This window comes from Acinetobacter sp. (genome assembly GCF_039596015.1).
Lineage (GTDB): Bacteria > Pseudomonadota > Gammaproteobacteria > Pseudomonadales > Moraxellaceae > Acinetobacter.
Map to the genome: position 1 here is coordinate 1 of NZ_JBCNKN010000020.1, position 17,893 is coordinate 17,893.

The following is a 17,893-nucleotide window of genomic DNA, read 5'->3' on the forward strand; positions in this document are numbered from 1 at the left end:
CACCGCCGTAAGTTTTTGCACAGATTGTTGCAATTGCAGCAGTAAGAGTTGTTTTACCATGGTCAACGTGACCAATTGTACCCACGTTTACGTGTGGCTTATTACGTTCAAACTTGGCTTTAGCCATGATGATCTTCCTTTATAAACTGCTCATGAGGGTCACCCATGAGCAATAGGTTTTAAACTAAAATTCTAGTTAGGCAATATAGTAATCGAAAGATTACTCGTCGTCACCTTTTTTACCACCAGCTTGGAACTTAGCGATGATGCCTTCAGCCACGTTACGTGGAGTTTCAGCATATTTAGCAAATTCCATAGAGTATGTCGCACGACCTTGAGACATAGAACGCATTTGAGTTGCGTAACCAAACATCTCAGCCAATGGAACTTCTGCTTTAATTGCTTTTGTTCCACCAGGAAGATCGTCCATACCTTGAACCATACCACGACGACGGTTTAAGTCACCCATGATATCGCCCATGTAGTCTTCTGGAGTTTCTACTTCAACTTTCATGATAGGTTCAAGCAAGATTGGATCTGCTTTCATGAAACCATCACGGAATGCGTAAGAACCTGCCATTTTGAACGACAATTCGTCAGAGTCGACATCATGGTAAGAACCGTCAAAAAGAACCGCTTTAACGCCTACAACTGGGTAACCAGCCAAGACACCGTTCTTCATACGTTCTTGAATACCTTTGTCAACCGCACCGAAGAATTCTTTAGGTACTACACCACCAACAACTTCTTCTGCGAACTCGTAATCTTTACCAGCAGCTTCAACATCAAGTGGTTCAAGACGGACATATACGTGACCGAATTTACCTTTACCACCTGTTTGACGTACGAACTTACCTTCTTGCTCAACAGTCTTTTTGATTGTTTCGCGGTAAGCAACCATTGGTTTACCAATGTTCGCTTCAACACCGAATTCACGTTTCATACGGTCAACGATGATGTCAAGGTGAAGCTCACCCATACCAGCGATAATTGTTTGACCTGATTCTTCATCTGTACGAACGCGGAATGAAGGATCTTCTTTCGCCAAACGACCTAAAGCAATTGACATTTTTTCTTGGTCAGCTTTAGTTTTTGGTTCAACCGCAAGCGCAATTACTGGCTCTGGGAATTCCATACGTTCAAGCGTAATGATGTTTTTCTCATCACACAATGTATCACCCGTTGTAACGTCTTTAAGACCTACACACGCTGCGATATCACCTGCACGGATTTCGTCAAGGTCTTGACGTTCGTTCGCATGCATTTGCACGATACGACCAATACGTTCACGCTTAGATTTAACTGGGTTATACACTGGATCACCTTGTTTAAGAACACCAGAGTAAACACGGATAAATGTTAAGTTACCCACGAATTTGTCGTTCATGATTTTGAACGCAAGTGCAGAGAACGGAGCTTCGTCAGATGCTTCACGAGATGCTTTAGTTTCAGCTTTATCGTCAAGGATACCTTCGATTGCCTTAACTTCTGTAGGAGAAGGAAGGAATTCGACTACAGCATCCAACATACGTTGAACACCTTTGTTCTTGAACGCTGAACCACAAAGCATAACTTGAATTTCAGATGCTAATGTACGAGCACGTAAACCTGCGATAATGTCTTCTTTAGAAAGATCACCATCTTCAAGATACTTGTCCATCAACTCTTCTGAAGCTTCAGCAGCAGATTCAACCATGTTGGTACGCCATTCATTAGCAGTATCAACTAGGTTTTCAGGAATCTCGCCGTATTCAAACTTCATACCTTGAGAAGCTTCATCCCAAATGATCGCTTTCATTTCGATCAGGTCAACAACACCTTGGAATGTATCTTCAGCACCAATTGGAACAACGATTGGTACAGGGTTTGCACCAAGACGAGTTTTCATTTGTTCAACAACACGGAAGAAGTTGGCACCAGTACGGTCCATCTTGTTCACGAATGCCAAACGAGGCACTTTATATTTGTTTGCTTGACGCCATACAGTTTCAGACTGAGGTTGTACACCACCAACTGCACAGTAAACCATGCACGCACCGTCAAGAACACGCATAGAACGTTCAACTTCGATTGTGAAGTCAACGTGTCCCGGTGTGTCAATTACGTTAATACGGTGTTGATCGAACTGGTTACCCATACCAGACCAGAAACAAGTTGTAGCAGCAGAAGTAATGGTAATACCACGTTCTTGCTCTTGTTCCATCCAGTCCATTGTTGCTGCACCATCATGTACTTCACCAATTTTGTGAGATACACCTGTGTAGAACAAGATACGTTCAGTTGTTGTAGTTTTACCTGCGTCGATGTGCGCAGAGATACCGATGTTACGGTAACGAGAAATCGGAGTTTGACGAGCCATGATGACTTACATTCCTAAATGTTATTGTTAAAACAGGACGCACCAATAAATATTGATGCGCACGAATACTCAAATATGGGCAACTTAAATACCCGCAAATCCCCCGCTTGGGTAAAGTGCGAGATTAAATCGAACTACTGTATACATGAGTATTCTCCTGATTAGGGACTGTTTTATCCGCTTAGAAACGGTAATGAGAGAACGCTTTGTTGGCTTCAGCCATACGATGCACGTCTTCACGTTTTTTGATCGCAGCGCCTTTACCTTCAGCTGCATCAAGCAACTCACCAGCAAGACGTAAAGCCATCGTTTTTTCAGAACGCTTAGCAGCAGCATCTACTAACCAACGCATCGCTAAAGCAGTACGACGGGATGGGCGTACTTCCATAGGAACTTGATAAGTAGCACCACCAACACGGCGTGCTTTTACTTCGACCATAGGACGAACTTTTTCAAGCGTAGCTTCAAAAAATTCAACTGGGTCTACTTTATTTTTTTCTTGAACACGTTCTAAAGCACCGTAAACGATACCTTCAGCAACAGATTTTTTACCATCTTGCATTACGTGGTTCATGAATTTAGCGATTGTTTGGCTACTGAATTTTGGATCCGGAAGGATTTCACGAGCAGCGACTACGCGACGTCTTGGCATTTTAATACACCTAATATTATGACACTTCAGGGTGATCCAGCAGTGTGTGCAAGTGTCATGCACCCTACGCTGGCCTTACTATACGTCGCTTGAATTACAAATCTGTTAAGAATTCAAACAAGCGAAACGCTAAAGGATTGCTTGGTTATCCGTCTAAGATTATTTCTTAGGACGTTTTGTACCGTATTTAGAACGACTTTGATTACGGTCTTTAACACCAGCACAGTCCAAAGAACCACGAACAGTATGGTAACGTACACCTGGTAAGTCTTTAACACGACCACCACGGATAAGCACAACACTGTGCTCTTGTAGGTTATGACCTTCACCACCGATGTAGCTAGAAACTTCAAAACCAGAAGTTAAACGCACACGGCAAACTTTACGCATTGCTGAGTTAGGTTTTTTAGGTGTAGTTGTGTAAACACGTGTACAAACACCACGGCGTTGTGGGCAAGCCTTCAACGCAGGAACTTTGGATTTTTCAACCAAAGTAGTACGACCCTTACGGATCAACTGATTTGTTGTTGCCATCTGGCAAGTCTCCCGTTAATAAAAAACCTCAAAAAGAAAATACCGCTTTTTGAGGGCATACAATTGTAAGCAAAAACACCATACTGGTCAATATTCAGCGCATCGTTGCTAATGAAATAGCCATAATAAATGTACAAATGATGTTAGTTTTGCACTCGACCAGACCATCTGCACCGATATCATTATTTTCCGCGCTTGGATTTCACCGTTCGTACTGCACTATTTTTTGTTGTCGCTGTCGGAGCTACTTTTTTTGCTCTTGGTGAAGATACTGGCTTAACAGGTAGCTTTTTTCCCTGTTTAACCAAATTAATAGGTGCAGTTTCTGTTTTTTGCTTGGTTTCTATAATGGTTGCAGCTGTTTGATCCTGTTGTATCGAGGTTGGCGCTTGAGTCATTGTCTGATGTGGTTCATTTACAGCTGCTTGTATAGGTTCAGCCACAACAACTTTTGACGGCTCAACTGGCTCTTTTTCAAATGCAGCATCGACATCAGGTAAAGGAATTGGTGTTGTCGCAGGGTGTTGTACCAATGCAACCGCTTGCTGATAAGCATCTAAAATAGATATTTTTTCCTCTGGGTGCTGTTCAAGATAATCCCTTGCAACCGAAAAGACGTGTTGAGATTTTTGTCCAACATCCTGAATAAATCGCCAGTTATATCCAGCACCAACGCCTGCTGCAACAATGGGTGTCAAATGCGTAACAGTAGAGAAATGAGGAATTTTATTTAACCATCCCCATTTCAATTGCCCGTCATCACCTAGTGCTAATGATTTCAACCAGTCCGAATTTGTATTCGAGCCAAATAAACGCTGTAATTGCGCCACATCATTTTGTTGTAACAATTGATTTAAAGTGTTTAAACCAAATAATAAACTCTGTTTTTCTGCCAGAATATCAATTCGGATTTGCTTAAAAATATAATCTACCGCTTCACGTTCCTGTTCGTTCAGCTCAAAACCATATGCTCGACCCGTCTGATAAATTGCACGTAATGCAAAAATCAGAATACTCGGCACATCAACAGCAACACCAATAAAACCTGTAACTGCGGCAAAAGCGCCTTGTGTTGCCGCAAACCACTTGTTTTGCTCGACCAATGCCTGACTAATTCGTCCAGAACGAGACAGATCATGACGCAACTCATCCAAATTTTTTGCCCCTGCCTGCTCTAAAACCTGCTCCACTGTACTTAATCGATTGGCACATGCCCCCAACCTCTGGGATAGAAAATCGACTACCTGTGAAGTTGAAACAGGAGACACAATATGTGCAACCTGACTGACTTTGCCGTAATGTTTTCCTAGAACACGTTGTGATAAATGCGGCAAATATGCCCCTAAAATTTGCTGAATATCTTGCTGATCTGCCTGAATAGACTGCTGAGGTTCGTGTACAGTTCCTTCGATAATATGAGCGGATGAAAGGGGTTTAAAAATTGGAGTTGCCTGTGTGGAATTCAGTTGGCTTAAAAACTTAAGCCCTACTCCACTGAGCTTTTTAGCCACTCCCAAAGTCTGGTTTATCTTACTTTGTGGATGTTCATTCACCTGTTTTGGCATTAACATCGCTCCATTATTTTTTCTTGAATCTGTTATAGATACTAGAAGTAGCTGCCATTTATCTCAACTGTATTATGTATATTTTAGTTACGTAAATGGCATTTTGTATATATTCCCTTCGGCATCTGAACCCTTATATGATTTGCCATAAGATTTAAAACTACTTTCTGTTATGATGATGGACATTCTAAACATGAGTAGTGCGGTTATTAACACTTACATTTCAGGCTTTTGTCCGTATTTTTTAATCTGCTCTGGCTCAACATTATCACCATATTAAGGGATCTTTAGATGAAACGTGTTGTAATCACTGGTATGGGCATCAACTCATGCATTGGTAACTCATTAGAACAAGTAACTGAATCTTTAAAAAATGGGACTTCAGGAACGCGCCTTAACCAGACTTATGCTGACCTCAACTTCAAAAGCCATGTAAGTGCAGCAGCAGAACAAGATTTTGACAAAATTGATCGTAAACTTAAACGCTTCATGGGCGTTTGTGCGATGTATGCCTACAATTCTGCCGTAGATGCAGTGGCGCATGCAGGTTTAACCGCAGCAGATCTAGAAGGCAACCCACGTTACGGTATCGTTGGTGGTAGCGGTGGCGGTTCAACTGCTTCTGTTGTAGAAATGAAAGAATTACTGGATACAAAAGGCGCACGTAAAGTTGGCCCTTTCTTTGTTCCACGTAACATGACCAACACCATTACAGCAAACGTTGGCGTTGCTTTCAAATTACAAGGTGTATCCCACTCAGTTGCGAGCGCATGTGCAACATCGGCTGATGCCATTGGTTATGCGTACAACCTGATCCAACTTGGTAAACAAGATTTAATTCTTGCTGGTGGTGGTGAAGAAGATCACTGGTCTCAAAGTTTACTTTTTGATGCAATGGGTGCGCTTTGCTCTAAATATAATGACACACCAGAATCAGCTTCACGTCCATACTCTGCGGACCGTGATGGTTTCGTTATTGCTGGCGGTGGCGGTTTCTTGGTTCTTGAATCTTTAGAACACGCTCAAGCACGCGGTGCAAACATCTTGGCTGAAGTGGTTGGCTATGCTGCAAACAGCGATGGTGCAGACATGGTTGCTCCAAGCGGTGAAGGTGCAACACGTTGTATCCTGATGGCACTTGATGAAGCAAAACAACACGGTGTTGAAAGCATTGACTATGTTAACACACATGGTACTTCTACACCTGCGGGCGATATTACTGAACTTAAAGCGATGGAACGTGCTTTTGGTGAAGGCAAAGTACCAGCATTTAGTTCAACCAAGTCTATGACAGGTCACAGCTTGGGTGCTGCGGGTGTACACGAAGCAATCTATTCTGTGTTGATGATGCAAAATGACTTCATCGCACCAAACATTAACGTCACTGAACTTGATGAAGGTGCAAAAGGCTTTGATCTAGTGCTTGAAAAACGTGATGCAAAATTGAATACTGTAATGAGTAACAGTTTTGGTTTTGGTGGCGTGAATGCTTGTCTCATTTTCAAAAAATGGGAAGGCTAAGCCTTAGGATTTTGCATGGGTACACCTTCTGATGCTTTTCTTTGGATAAAAGCATTCCATATTATTGCAGTCATTTGTTGGTTTGCGGCATTGTTTTATTTGCCACGCCTTTATGTCTATCACGCAATGAGTGATGATGAAATTAGTCATCAACGCTTTCAGGTGATGGAACGTAAGCTGTATCGTGGAATTATGTGGCCTGCAATGGTTGCAACGCTCATCACGGCTCACTTTTTAGTGGCTTGGGGCGATGCAACACAACATTATCATCAGGCACATTGGTTTTATCTTAAAGTAGCATTGGTGGGGATTCTCATTCTTTATCATTTGAGCTGTGGCTATTATCGTAAAAAGCTCATGGTCAATGCGCACTATAAAAGCCATAAGTTCTGGCGCTTTTTTAATGAATTGCCAACCGTTATTTTATTGGCAGTCATTATTTTAGTTGTCGTAAAACCTCAGTTTTAACTGAGGTTTTTTTTAATTTAAAACAATAAAACCCCATCGCTTTTGATTTCATTTAACACAAAAAACGTGCGTACCTGACGTACGCCTGGCAAAGCAATTAATTTTTCACTATGAAAACGATTAAAAGCAGCAAGATCTTTAATTCTAACTTTTAAAAAGTAATCAACTTCTCCTGCTACCAAATAACACTCTAATACTTGGTTTAAACCTTGTGCGGCAACTTCAAATGCAGAAAAACTTTCAGGTGTAGAACGGTCAAGTACTACCCCAACCAAAACCACTGTTTCTCGCTGTACCATTTTAGGATTAATACTGGCACGAATATTGAGAATTGCCCCAATTTTGAATAGCCTTTGGGTATGATTCCAACACGATGTACTGCTGATCCCCACCAGTTTTGCCAACTCGGCATTACTTAAACGACCATTTTCCTGTAGCGCTCGCATAATCTTTAAATCCAATACACTCAGACCAGAAAAATCATCCATAAATATTCTCCTGCTTTAAACATGTAATTTAAAATAATCTACATCAATATAAAAAATTATGAAAATTTACTTCCTTTTTTAAAGATTAAATAAGAAACATCTTCTTTTAAATTCCTGATAAATTTAAGCCAGTTTTATCCGTTTTTTCTTTTATTCATTTCATGGAAGAACAGCCTGTTATGTCCAAATTGCTTCAAGATTTTTCAGTACCTGCGGTATTTGCAGGTTTTATCACTTTTTTAATCGGGATTAGTGTTTCCGCTGTATTGGTGATTCAAGGGGCGCAAACATTAGGTGCAACGCCTGAGCAAATCGCCTCATGGTTTTGGGCATTGGGTTTAGCCATTGGGGTCACAGGTGTCGTTTTATCATGGAAATATCGTTACCCTGTTGCGACAGCATGGTCAACACCGGGCATTGCATTAATTATCGCGACAGGAAGTCATTATAATTTACAACAAGCCATTGGTGCTTTTGTACTCTGCGGTATTCTCACTGTGATCGTGGGGTTTTCGGGCATTTTTCAGCGTTTACTGGCTAAAATTCCATTGAGTCTGAGTTGTGCCATGCTTGCGGGTATTTTGCTCAAATTTGGTATTCAACTTTTTGTACAACTTGAACAACAATGGACTTTTGTTTTAAGTTTATTGGTGATCTATATCATCTCAAAACGGCTTTTCCCGCGCTACAGTATTGTCATCACGGTCATTGCCGCCATGATTTTATGTCCTATACTGATGTCTTTTCACTTTCCTTCCCTTAACTGGACATTCAGCCATCCTGTTTGGGTAACGCCTGAGTTTTCATGGGCAGCCTGTTTTGGACTTGCTTTCCCACTTTTTATTATCAATATGTCCTCACAGTTTTTACCGGGGATCGGCATGATTAAAAGTTATGGCTATCAACCACATACAAACAGTTTAGTCGGCTGGATTGGGGTTTCTCAAACAGTACTTGCACCTTTTGGTGCTTTCTCTGTCTGCCTTGCGGCAATCAGTGCAGCTGTCAGTTTAGATGATCAGGTTCATCCAGATCCAAAACGGCGCTATATCGCAGGAATCAGTTGTGGCGTGTTTTATATTATCATGGGGCTGTTTGCAGCAACTTTGACCCAATTATTGTTGTCATTTCCTTCTGCATTTATTATGACTTTGGCAGGCATCGCCCTTTTAGGAACCATTAGTCATAACATTGCCATTGCCTTTCAACATCCATCAGATCGGGAACCTGCGGTACTCACATTCTTAATGAGTGCGTCTGGAGTTCAATTATTCGGAATTGGTTCGGCTTTCTGGGGATTATTACTTGGTATCGTCGTGACAGTGATTTTAAACTTTAAACCGACCAAACATTAATGTGTAAGCATCCGCAATAGAAAAAGGCAAAGATCTGTTGCGGATGCTCTATGTGTTTTTCCGTGCTATACAGCTGAAATCCGTGTCGGGAAAAATTCTAATAATTCAGAGAATTGTGTAATTTCTTGATTTGCCTGAGCCTGTCCAAGCTCTTGTTCTGTACCATAACCATACGTCACGGCAATGCTTTTCACCTGATTACGACGTGCCCCCAAGATGTCATATTCACGGTCTCCTACCATGACACAAGTTTCAGGTGCAAGCGCTTCTTGTTGCAGAATGTATTGGATCAGATCGCCTTTGTTGGTACGCTCGCCCGTTAACTCACTGCCATAAGGCTGAGTAAAATATTTTAATAAATCAAAATGTTCTAGTATTCGAACCGCATAGACTTGTGGTTTGGCTGTTGCCAAATAAAGTTGATAACCGCGGTATTGAAGCTGCTGCAAGGTTTGCTGAACATGCGGATAAGGCACATTTTCGTACAAGCCAATTGTTGAAAAACGCTCTCGATAATATTGCAATGCCTGCTCTGCGGCAGACTCATCCTGTGTATTTAACAGTTTGGCAAGAGAAGCTTTTAAAGGTGGGCCAATCGTCCAGTCAATATTAATATTTTCCGACAATGGCTGTCCCATTTTGGTTAAAGCATAACGAATTGATCCATGAATCCCTTGTTTCGGGTCTGTAAGGGTGCCATCTAAATCTAAAAAAATATGTTGAATGTCTGCCACAATAAAACCTATCCCGTCGTAAAGCGTGTTTCTATACTAGCTTAAATTACATGCAGATGGAGAGATTGTCATTTAAATATAAGGCGTTCTTTTTATATAAACAGGCAAATTTTCACATGCCCATTACGCTATTTTTATCTAACACACTTTATTTTTTAAAAAGAGAACCCTCCATTCATCGTTCAATTAAAAAAACTAAACAAAGATGGAGGGTAAATGCTAGCGATATTTCAAACCTAAGCAGATGTCTCGGTTATTGTGGAATAGGTAAGACTTGTCCAACATAAATTTCATCGGCACTTTTAAGCATCGGTTTATTGGCTTCAAAAATTTTTGGATAGTGATTGGCAAAGCATCTGAATAGATTCAAAATGACTCGGAAGTTAAATAAATCTTACCTATACTATAGTTATTTAAAACGACAAGAGTCATTGCTGATGCGCCCTACAGTGTTATGTTTTTCAGGATTAGACCCCTCTGGGGGAGCAGGGTTACAGGCAGATATTGAGGCCATTGGGCAAAGTGGAGCACATGCCGCAATTGCTTGTACAGCACTCACGATTCAGAATTCACAGCAGGTTTTTGGTTTTCAGGCAACGTCAAAACAACTTTTACTGGCTCAGGCGAATGCAGTAGTAATCGATTTACCGATTCGTTGTGTAAAATCGGGAATGTTAGGAACGACTGAAAATATTGTAGCACTTGCCGAATTTTTAGCTGAACATCCTTATTATCTCTATGTACTTGATCCTGTACTGGTTGCAAACAGTGGAGGTTCTTTGGGGGATCAGGCAACTTTAGCCAAAGCATTCCAACAACTCATGCCATTTGCGACCCTTGTGACACCCAACACTGTAGAGCTGTACGCCCTAACTGGGGAACATGACATTGAACTTGCAACAAAAAAATTACTAGAAATGGGTGCAAAAGCCGTTTTAGTCAAAGGCGGTCATGAAGACACTCCCGAATATATTCGTAATGCCTTATATATTCAGGGCGAACTGATTTCTGAAACAACCTGCACACGTTTAGAAGGCGAATATCACGGTTCAGGCTGCTCATTGGCAAGCTATATTGCAGGGCGTTTGGCACAAGGTGACAATATTCAACAAGCCGTGAACCATGCCGAAACATGGCTTTTTGGGGTATTGCAACACGCTGAATCCCCTGTGCCAAATGGTCAGAAAATACCAAAACGGTTTTAAGCTTTTATCGTTTTACTGGTCATGATCCACTGCTTGCGAGGCAACATTCTGTTCTGAATGTTGCTTCTTTAAATTATCCAGATGAAGCTTCTCTGTCTGTCTATTACGTTCCAAACTGTATTTCTCAATCGTATGCTGAATCCTCCGCATTTTCACATCGGAGAAAACAGGGGTTTGAAAGGTCTTGATAAAATTAACCCATGCCCTTCCCTGAAACACCTGATTTGGCATGGCTGTTTTAAATGTGCTTTCTCCGACAAAAACAATGACCGAATGCAATTGATCTTGTGTCACCACATCTTGCAATAAAGACTCTAATACTTTGATGTGTTTATAATTTTGATGGATTGGATTTTGAAACTTGTATTTATTTTTATACAGCGTTTGCGTCCATGTTTTTTGATGTTCACTCCCATAAATCCACCCTTTATAATTTTTTGTTTCAATCACAAAAATACCGAATGGACTCACTAAAATATGGTCTACCTGAGTGGTCAAACCATCTGATGTTGGCAAGGTACAATCATTAAAAAGAACATATTGCGTAGGATCTAAAAATCTTTTGTGCTGCAATTGAATTACTTTTTCACCCATTTTCCCTTTAAATTTTGGCGAAGAAATCACAACTGAAATCACTGCCAAAGCAATGATTCCAAAAATAAAAAATAACATTATTTCCCCTTACATAAACATGCTCTGTATCACGAATGACTTAAACCATTTTTTATGATTGTTCTAAATCCAGTAAAAACTTTTTATTTTCTAAACCACCTGCAAACCCCGTCAGTTTGCCATTTGAACCGACTACACGATGACATGGTGCAATAATCGAAATCGGATTTTTCCCAACCGCAGCACCTACAGCGCGGACGGCTTTTTCATTGCCTATTTTTCTCGCAATATCGGCATAACTACATCGTTCGGAAAACGGAATTTCAAGTAAGCATTGCCATACTTTTTGCTGAAATTCTGTTCCATAAAATTTAAGTTTAAGCTCAAAACTCTGCCGAGTTCCTGCAAAATATTCATTCAGCTGTTGTTGTGTCTGAATGAATACAGGGTGCTGATCATCTCGGTTTAATTGTTGATTTTTAAATAAATGGCGGTATTCATGCTCCCACAATACAGCCAAAAGCACATCATCTTCAGCAACCAGAGTAAGTTGCCCGACTGGACTATTCATTTCGGTAAAATAACGCTGCATTCTGGGCACATCCATTGTGATGAAGATGTTCAGTATAGCGAAATTTAAACACTTTTGATTAAAATCAGATGCTCTCAATTTTAAGAAAAAACATCATGCTGCAACCCAATACAGCATGATGTTCAACATCAATATGCCATGAAAACTAAACCTTAGAATTTAAACAAAAGCCCCAAACCGTATTGAAAACCTTGTTCTGATGCGGTGTCATCCTGCCATTGATTGATTTTATCGCCTTTATCATAGACATATGCAACCTCAATAAATGGCATGAATTGCTTATTGATTTCATAACGAGTCTGTACCCCAACTTCAGCATGAGACAGCCCCGTTTTTTTGGCAATTTTGGCATCGTCATGAAGAACAAGCAGAGCTTTCACAAAAGGTTCGGCAATCAGTTTTTGCGTAAACAAAATATCTCGCTTGGCTTCCAATGAAAGTCCAACATACTGATATTGTCCGACATAGGCATATGCATCGGTTTCAAAAAAATAGGGAGCAAGCCCATGCAGCCCAACCACGGCATCAAAAGCATCTTTGTTAACTGCCTTATTAGCATCGTAACGATAACGCACACCTGTTTGTGCATCCCAAAATGTAGCGATGTTTCGGCTATATAATGCTTTTACATCGTATTCTTCACGAGCCGATTCAGCTTTAGAAAAATCACCTTTGATAAACAATTTGTTTTCATCTGTCCCGACCCAACTTTCAAGCTCAGCGTGTGCCTCTCCTCGACCATGTTTATCCAACATCCATTTATTTTCCAACGAAGTTGCATTGTAAATTTCAGAACCATGTCGATGTTGCTGCATTGGCGATTCAGGTTGTGGATTCTCAGGCATTGCAGGTGATAACGGTATCATGTGATGCTGCTGCGGCATTGGCATCATCGGCATAATTTCTTCTGCCCAACCATGGCCCGACCAAAGTAACCAGCCACAAAGTCCATAAAAAGAAAGTTTAGTGATGTGCATGCGGTTCCCCTTGTGTAGGTTCAACAGCATGGTTCATGTCCATTTCGGGCATATCCATCTTTGACATTTCCATATCTGGATGATGTTGATGACTTGGACGCGGTGTTGTTGTGCTTTTAGGCATGGTTGGCAGCTCGGAAGGAGCAACATTCGCCACAATAAGCTTATTCATCATGCCTGCTGTCATGTGATACAACAAATGACAATGAATAGCCCATTCGCCTAATTCATCAGCAGTGAGCAACATACTGACTGTTTTGCCTGGTGGTACGATCACAGTATGTTTATTCGGTAAGTTTTCAAGCGTTTGTCCATTTTCCAATTGTACAAACATGCCATGTAAATGCATTGGATGAGCCATCATGGTGTTATTGGTAAATTTGAGTCGAACTCGCTCGCCATATTGCACTTGAAAAGGTGTTGCCTGAGAAAATTTCTTCCCATCCATCATCCAAATATAACGCTCCATATTTCCGTCTAGGGAAATATCAATTGTTCTTGTCGGTTGACGCGTATCGGTTTGAGGTGTTCTGGCTTGTAAATCCTGATATTGCAATGCCTTTTGTCCCACAGGGGTTGCAGCATTGGCCCAACCTTCAACGTATTTTGGTTGTGTTTGATGCTGTTCCATCTCAGACATCGGCATATCATGTTTCATATCTGACATTGGCATGTCATGCTTCATACCTGACATTGGCATGTCGTGTTTCATATCTGACATTGGCATATCATGCTTCATATCTGACATCGGCATATCATGTTTCATACCTGACATTGGCATGTCGTGTTTCATATCTGACATCGGCATGTCATGCTGCATTCCCATATCTTGCATGGTCAACAAGGCACGTGGTCGATGTTGGGGCTGAACAAAGGTAGGCTCTGCCTGCCCCACTTCGTGTAAGCTACCTAGCGCAAAACCACTACGATCAATCGATTCGGCTTGCAGCTGATAATTTGCCTGCTTCGGCTCAACAATCACATCATAGGTTTCCCCTGCACCAAAGCGAAACTCATCGACTACAACTGGTTGAACTGGTTGACCATCTGCACTCACGACTGTCATTTTTAAATTAGGAATCCGTACATCAAAAAATGACATCGATGACGCATTAATCATACGAAGCCTAACTTTTTCACCTTGTTTAAACGGTGCTGTCCAATTCTGCTGTGGGGTTTTTCCATTAATTAAAAAAGTATAGCCCGTAACATCGCTTAAATCGGTTTTCAGCATTCGCATCTGATTCCACATTTGGCGCTCTTTCCATGTTTTGGAAATGCCCTGCGTCTTCATTTGCTGCCAAACATCTGCAACTATTTCTCTTTGATTTTGATAATAATCGGCAGATTTTTTGAGATTTTTCATAATCTCATCACTCGAAGCCTGATGAAAGTCCGATATCATCACGACTTCATCACGGTCAGTCCGATCAATAGGGTCTAACTGCTTTTTGCCTTTTGGATAAACGATAAAAGCACCATACAACCCATCTTGTTCTTGCCCGACACTATGCGCGTGATACCAATAGGTTCCATTTTGACGCAGCTTAAATCGATAGGTGAAATCGGCATTGGGTTTAATCCCCTGAAAACCATTAAACCCAGGGACACCGTCCATCACCGCAGGCAATAAAATGCCGTGCCAATGTAATGCGGTATCTTGTTTTTTTAGCTGATTATGCACATGAATTACGGCTTCATCGCCTTCTTCAAAATATAATGTAGGCGCAGGAAACTGACCATTGACAGTAATTTTTTTAACCGCTTTGCCTGTGACATTGACTGTCTGTTCTGCAATATTCAGATGATATTCACGAATAGCAGCCACCGTAAATGGTGAAAGCAATACACAAGCCGCAAACGTAGATAGACGACATAGAAATATAGACATGACTTAAACTCTCTTTAAAATTAAACGAAATGTTTTTTAAAAAGATTAAGCTCTTGGTGGACGTAATATTTGTTGCCAATGCCCGATTAGAACCTGCGAAGTATAGTCAGGTAGTTTAGACATTTCTTTTTCTTGTAAAATATGTTGCAGTTCGATGCTCACACTGGGTTCAGTCAATGCGTAATTTAAGGTCTGGCAATGCATAAACTGACAATCCAAACACCCTGCATGATGCAACATTTGCGTTGTGGTCACTTTAGAGGGAGCAGGTGAATGTACATGTGAGCAATGTTCAGCCATTTCAGCAGCTAGTCGTTGCTTTTGATGCGTCATGTACTGATGTTTTGTGGCATTAGAACCTGTAACTGTAGCATCCTGCATTTGAATGTGATTGGCCTGAGCAAATACATTAGATACACTCAAGCAGCTAAACGCCAAGGCGATCAGCATACAGATACATCGCTGATAAAGCTGCTTTGAATTTACCATTTGGACTATATACATTACATTTGTCCAAATAGGATAAACAAGATTGTGCTTTTTCTCAAATTAAAAAATAAATACATCAAATAAAAACACTCCACCTCTAGACTTTACACCTCATTTCTGACTGCTTCTCAGGTCTTGGTCGGGAGCTTAATCGGTTGTTATTATTTAGCTTATTTTATAAACAGATTATCCATAGCCTTATACACATAGTTATCCACGCAGTTATCTACAAAGTTATCCACATGAGCGAGGGAAAGCAGCGATTAATTATCGCTGCCCGAGCGCAAGGCGAACAGCTATGCTGTGAGCTGCGAGGAAGAGTTTCAAATAAAAATAAATAAGGCAACGCCTTGCTCAAATACAAGGCGAATTGCTTTGCTTCTAAATTAAGAAAAAACTAGGCATCCACACTGCCAACTTTTGCAAGTTCAGCACGCATTTCATCAATAACCGTTTTATAGTCAGGCTTTCCAAAAATAGCCGAGCCTGCAACAAACATATCCGCACCAGCTTCTGCAATTTCACGGATATTGGCAGGTCCTACACCACCATCAACTTCTAAACGGATATCCAACCCACTGTCATCAATGATTTTTCGTGCCTGACGTAATTTTTCCAATGTCATTGGAATAAATTTTTGCCCGCCAAAACCTGGGTTTACACTCATTAAAAGGATCTGATCGACTTTATCTAAAACATAATCCAAATAATGTAACGGCGTTGCAGGGTTAAATACCAAACCAGCCTTCGCACCGCCAGATTTAATCAATTGCAACGAACGATCAATATGATCTGAGGCTTCAGGATGGAAAGTAATAATATCCGCACCTGCTTCTAAGAAGTCACCAATCATACGGTCTACAGGCGACACCATTAAATGCACATCAATTGGCGCTTGAATACCGTATTTTTTCAGTGCCTTACACACTCCCGCACCAAAAGTTAAGTTTGGGACATAATGGTTATCCATCACATCAAAATGCACAACATCTGCACCTGCTTCTAGAACATTTTCGACTTCTTCACCCAAACGGGCAAAATCTGCTGACAAAATAGAAGGAGCAATCAGATACGGCTTAGACATGAAAATAACCTAGCTAAAAAATGAATAACCGCAGTATAACAAATTCCTGTTCTCACAATAGCCAGCATCAAAAAACAATCGCTTTTTATCTTACAAAAAAGCGTAAAACATTCCATCAATTTGCATTTTCTTATCTAATTTTTTTGTTAGGGTGGATATGTCAATAGAGGATTTTAAGATGATAACTCAAACAGCATTAAATACATCCGAAGCCAAACGCATTGCAAAACGATTGCTTAATCACTGGAAACATAAATTTGAAGTGCTCGAAACTGAAACCGAAGCACGTATCTTGATGCCGACAGCAACCGTCATTTTAATCCCGAAAATACATACACTTGATGTTCGTATTGAAAGTAATTTGGATGACCATACTCGTCTAGAAGGTGTTGTTATTGATCACTTAAACCGTATGGCACAACAAGAATTTCAAGTTGCATGGCAAACCACCTAGTTCCATTGCACAACAAAAAAGCAAAGTAGGATCACTTTGCTTTTTATTCATCAAAGACAGCTTTTTCAGGCTTTAACCAAACTGCACCGCATGAAATTTTAAGTGGTCATCAATAAAGCTTTGAATAAAATAATAGCCATGATCATAGTGCTCATGCTGTCTTAACGTCAGTGTTTGCCCAACAGATTTACATGCCTGTTCCAATAATGCAGGGTTCAATTGGGAATAAAATTGATCTGCCAAGCCCTGATCAATCAATACCTCTTTAAAAAGTGCACCTTTTTCTTGAACAAGTACAACAGCATCATGCTGTAACCAAACTGTTTTGTCATACCCTAAATAATGCCCAAAGGCTTTTTCACCCCACGGACATTGACTTGGTGCACAAATGGGCGCAAAAGCAGAAACCGTCTTAAATTTTTCGGGATATTTCCAAGCAAGGGTTAAAGCGCCATGCCCTCCCATACTGTGCCCCATGATGCCGACCTTATCTTGCTGAATTGGAAATTGTGCAAGTACGGCCTCATAAAGCTCGCGGATGATATAGCTTTCCATCCGATAATGTTCCGCCCACGGTGCCTGAGTCGCATCAAGATAAAATCCTGCACCTTGTCCTAAATCCCAAGCATCCCCCTGAGCGACATTTTCTCCACGTGGAGATGTATCAGGCATAATCAAAATTAAATTCAATGCCGATGCCATTTGCTGCGCATGTGCTTTAATTGCAAAGGTTTCTTCCGTACAGGTTAGGCCTGCCAAAAAGAATAGCGCGGGACAGGCGTTTCCTTGTAATGCCGCAGGTGGCAAATAAACACCAAATTTGGTTTGGCTTTGTAATTGTTGTGAATGCCATTGATAAATACGTTGTTCACCTGAAAAACAGACATTTTTTTGTATCAAATCCATCATAGAC

At 40.8% G+C, this 17,893-nt stretch carries 18 protein-coding genes and 2 pseudogenes; 5 read left to right on the forward strand and 15 right to left on the reverse strand.

Annotation, left to right across the window (positions count from 1 at the left end; translation table 11 throughout):
* The 5 genes from ABDV70_RS12870 to ABDV70_RS12890 form a co-directional block, all read right to left on the reverse strand.
* On the reverse strand, positions 1-127 hold a 127-nt coding region (locus ABDV70_RS12870; RefSeq protein ID WP_227508804.1), incomplete at its 3' end, for a GTP-binding protein.
* Positions 128-220: 93 nt separating this feature from the next.
* A complete protein-coding gene (fusA, locus tag ABDV70_RS12875; RefSeq protein ID WP_343598301.1) occupies positions 221-2,359 on the reverse strand; it encodes an elongation factor G in 2,139 nt (712 codons plus the stop codon).
* Between the two features lie 181 nt (positions 2,360-2,540).
* The gene (gene rpsG / locus ABDV70_RS12880) at positions 2,541-3,011 is read right to left on the reverse strand and encodes a 30S ribosomal protein S7 (protein ID WP_004750610.1); all 471 of its coding nucleotides are present in this window, start codon (positions 3,009-3,011) and stop codon (positions 2,541-2,543) included.
* Between the two features lie 159 nt (positions 3,012-3,170).
* A complete protein-coding gene (gene rpsL, locus ABDV70_RS12885) occupies positions 3,171-3,545 on the reverse strand; it encodes a 30S ribosomal protein S12 (RefSeq protein WP_002050319.1) in 375 nt (124 codons plus the stop codon).
* A 182-nt stretch (positions 3,546-3,727) separates the two neighbouring features.
* On the reverse strand, positions 3,728-5,110 hold the full coding sequence (locus tag ABDV70_RS12890) for an EcsC family protein (RefSeq protein ID WP_343598304.1): 1,383 nt from the start codon (positions 5,108-5,110) through the stop codon (positions 3,728-3,730).
* A gap of 291 nt (positions 5,111-5,401) precedes the next feature.
* Between ABDV70_RS12890 and ABDV70_RS12895 the strand changes: the two genes are divergently transcribed.
* Entirely contained in the window at positions 5,402-6,631 is a 1,230-nt protein-coding gene (locus tag ABDV70_RS12895) for a beta-ketoacyl synthase N-terminal-like domain-containing protein (RefSeq protein WP_343598306.1), read from the forward strand.
* Between the two features lie 15 nt (positions 6,632-6,646).
* A complete protein-coding gene (gene hemJ / locus ABDV70_RS12900; RefSeq protein WP_343598307.1) occupies positions 6,647-7,099 on the forward strand; it encodes a protoporphyrinogen oxidase HemJ in 453 nt (150 codons plus the stop codon).
* Positions 7,100-7,116: 17 nt separating this feature from the next.
* Here the strand turns inward: hemJ and ABDV70_RS12905 are convergent, their stop codons facing one another.
* Positions 7,117-7,587, reverse strand: coding sequence for an Lrp/AsnC ligand binding domain-containing protein (locus ABDV70_RS12905; RefSeq protein ID WP_343598308.1), 471 nt, complete (start codon positions 7,585-7,587; stop codon positions 7,117-7,119).
* Between the two features lie 179 nt (positions 7,588-7,766).
* Between ABDV70_RS12905 and ABDV70_RS12910 the strand changes: the two genes are divergently transcribed.
* On the forward strand, positions 7,767-8,942 hold the full coding sequence (locus ABDV70_RS12910) for a benzoate/H(+) symporter BenE family transporter (protein WP_343598310.1): 1,176 nt from the start codon (positions 7,767-7,769) through the stop codon (positions 8,940-8,942).
* A gap of 65 nt (positions 8,943-9,007) precedes the next feature.
* On the opposite strand, the gene ABDV70_RS12915 is transcribed toward ABDV70_RS12910, so the two are convergent.
* On the reverse strand, positions 9,008-9,676 hold the full coding sequence (locus ABDV70_RS12915) for an HAD-IA family hydrolase (protein WP_343598312.1): 669 nt from the start codon (positions 9,674-9,676) through the stop codon (positions 9,008-9,010).
* Positions 9,677-9,929: 253 nt separating this feature from the next.
* Positions 9,930-10,025: pseudogene (locus ABDV70_RS12920) on the reverse strand (peptidoglycan-binding protein LysM); the annotation flags it as partial.
* A gap of 88 nt (positions 10,026-10,113) precedes the next feature.
* Between ABDV70_RS12920 and ABDV70_RS12925 the strand changes: the two are divergent.
* Entirely contained in the window at positions 10,114-10,881 is a 768-nt protein-coding gene (locus ABDV70_RS12925) for a hydroxymethylpyrimidine/phosphomethylpyrimidine kinase (protein ID WP_343598314.1), read from the forward strand.
* Between the two features lie 12 nt (positions 10,882-10,893).
* On the opposite strand, the gene ABDV70_RS12930 is transcribed toward ABDV70_RS12925, so the two are convergent.
* From ABDV70_RS12930 to rpe, 6 genes and pseudogenes are all read right to left on the reverse strand, one after another.
* Positions 10,894-11,553 carry a nuclease-related domain-containing protein gene (locus ABDV70_RS12930; RefSeq protein ID WP_343598316.1) on the reverse strand — a complete coding sequence of 220 codons (660 nt, stop codon included), beginning with the start codon at positions 11,551-11,553 and terminating at the stop codon, positions 10,894-10,896.
* Positions 11,554-11,605: 52 nt separating this feature from the next.
* On the reverse strand, positions 11,606-12,085 hold the full coding sequence (locus tag ABDV70_RS12935; RefSeq protein ID WP_343598318.1) for a methylated-DNA--[protein]-cysteine S-methyltransferase: 480 nt from the start codon (positions 12,083-12,085) through the stop codon (positions 11,606-11,608).
* 152 nt (positions 12,086-12,237) lie between these two features.
* Entirely contained in the window at positions 12,238-13,062 is an 825-nt protein-coding gene (locus ABDV70_RS12940) for a copper resistance protein B (RefSeq protein ID WP_343598320.1), read from the reverse strand.
* A 151-nt stretch (positions 13,063-13,213) separates the two neighbouring features.
* Positions 13,214-14,953, reverse strand: a pseudogene (locus ABDV70_RS12945) (copper resistance system multicopper oxidase); the annotation flags it as partial.
* A gap of 45 nt (positions 14,954-14,998) precedes the next feature.
* Positions 14,999-15,457 carry a hypothetical protein gene (locus ABDV70_RS12950; protein ID WP_343598321.1) on the reverse strand — a complete coding sequence of 153 codons (459 nt, stop codon included), beginning with the start codon at positions 15,455-15,457 and terminating at the stop codon, positions 14,999-15,001.
* Between the two features lie 382 nt (positions 15,458-15,839).
* The gene (rpe, locus tag ABDV70_RS12955; protein WP_343598323.1) at positions 15,840-16,526 is read right to left on the reverse strand and encodes a ribulose-phosphate 3-epimerase; all 687 of its coding nucleotides are present in this window, start codon (positions 16,524-16,526) and stop codon (positions 15,840-15,842) included.
* Between the two features lie 178 nt (positions 16,527-16,704).
* Between rpe and ABDV70_RS12960 the strand changes: the two genes are divergently transcribed.
* Positions 16,705-16,980, forward strand: coding sequence for a DUF2218 domain-containing protein (locus tag ABDV70_RS12960; RefSeq protein WP_343598325.1), 276 nt, complete (start codon positions 16,705-16,707; stop codon positions 16,978-16,980).
* 72 nt (positions 16,981-17,052) lie between these two features.
* On the opposite strand, the gene fghA is transcribed toward ABDV70_RS12960, so the two are convergent.
* Positions 17,053-17,886: an S-formylglutathione hydrolase gene (gene fghA / locus ABDV70_RS12965; RefSeq protein ID WP_343598347.1), complete on the reverse strand. Its 834-nt coding sequence runs from the start codon at positions 17,884-17,886 to the stop codon at positions 17,053-17,055.
* Positions 17,887-17,893: the final 7 nt, after the last annotated feature.

Excerpts from the sequence above, each read along its gene's own strand:
- fusA (WP_343598301.1), bottom strand. The coding sequence starts at position 2,359 with ATGGCTCGTCAAACTCCGATTTCTCGTTACCGTAACATCGGTATCTCT.
- rpsG (WP_004750610.1), bottom strand. The coding sequence starts at position 3,011 with ATGCCAAGACGTCGCGTAGTCGCTGCTCGTGAAATCCTTCCGGATCCA.
- rpsL (WP_002050319.1), bottom strand. The coding sequence starts at position 3,545 with ATGGCAACAACAAATCAGTTGATCCGTAAGGGTCGTACTACTTTGGTT.
- ABDV70_RS12890 (WP_343598304.1), bottom strand. The coding sequence starts at position 5,110 with ATGCCAAAACAGGTGAATGAACATCCACAAAGTAAGATAAACCAGACT.
- ABDV70_RS12895 (WP_343598306.1), top strand. The coding sequence starts at position 5,402 with ATGAAACGTGTTGTAATCACTGGTATGGGCATCAACTCATGCATTGGT.
- hemJ (WP_343598307.1), top strand. The coding sequence starts at position 6,647 with ATGGGTACACCTTCTGATGCTTTTCTTTGGATAAAAGCATTCCATATT.
- ABDV70_RS12905 (WP_343598308.1), bottom strand. The coding sequence starts at position 7,587 with ATGGATGATTTTTCTGGTCTGAGTGTATTGGATTTAAAGATTATGCGA.
- ABDV70_RS12910 (WP_343598310.1), top strand. The coding sequence starts at position 7,767 with ATGTCCAAATTGCTTCAAGATTTTTCAGTACCTGCGGTATTTGCAGGT.
- ABDV70_RS12925 (WP_343598314.1), top strand. The coding sequence starts at position 10,114 with ATGCGCCCTACAGTGTTATGTTTTTCAGGATTAGACCCCTCTGGGGGA.
- ABDV70_RS12930 (WP_343598316.1), bottom strand. The coding sequence starts at position 11,553 with ATGTTATTTTTTATTTTTGGAATCATTGCTTTGGCAGTGATTTCAGTT.
- ABDV70_RS12935 (WP_343598318.1), bottom strand. The coding sequence starts at position 12,085 with ATGCAGCGTTATTTTACCGAAATGAATAGTCCAGTCGGGCAACTTACT.
- ABDV70_RS12940 (WP_343598320.1), bottom strand. The coding sequence starts at position 13,062 with ATGCACATCACTAAACTTTCTTTTTATGGACTTTGTGGCTGGTTACTT.
- ABDV70_RS12950 (WP_343598321.1), bottom strand. The coding sequence starts at position 15,457 with ATGTATATAGTCCAAATGGTAAATTCAAAGCAGCTTTATCAGCGATGT.
- rpe (WP_343598323.1), bottom strand. The coding sequence starts at position 16,526 with ATGTCTAAGCCGTATCTGATTGCTCCTTCTATTTTGTCAGCAGATTTT.
- ABDV70_RS12960 (WP_343598325.1), top strand. The coding sequence starts at position 16,705 with ATGATAACTCAAACAGCATTAAATACATCCGAAGCCAAACGCATTGCA.
- fghA (WP_343598347.1), bottom strand. The coding sequence starts at position 17,886 with ATGGATTTGATACAAAAAAATGTCTGTTTTTCAGGTGAACAACGTATT.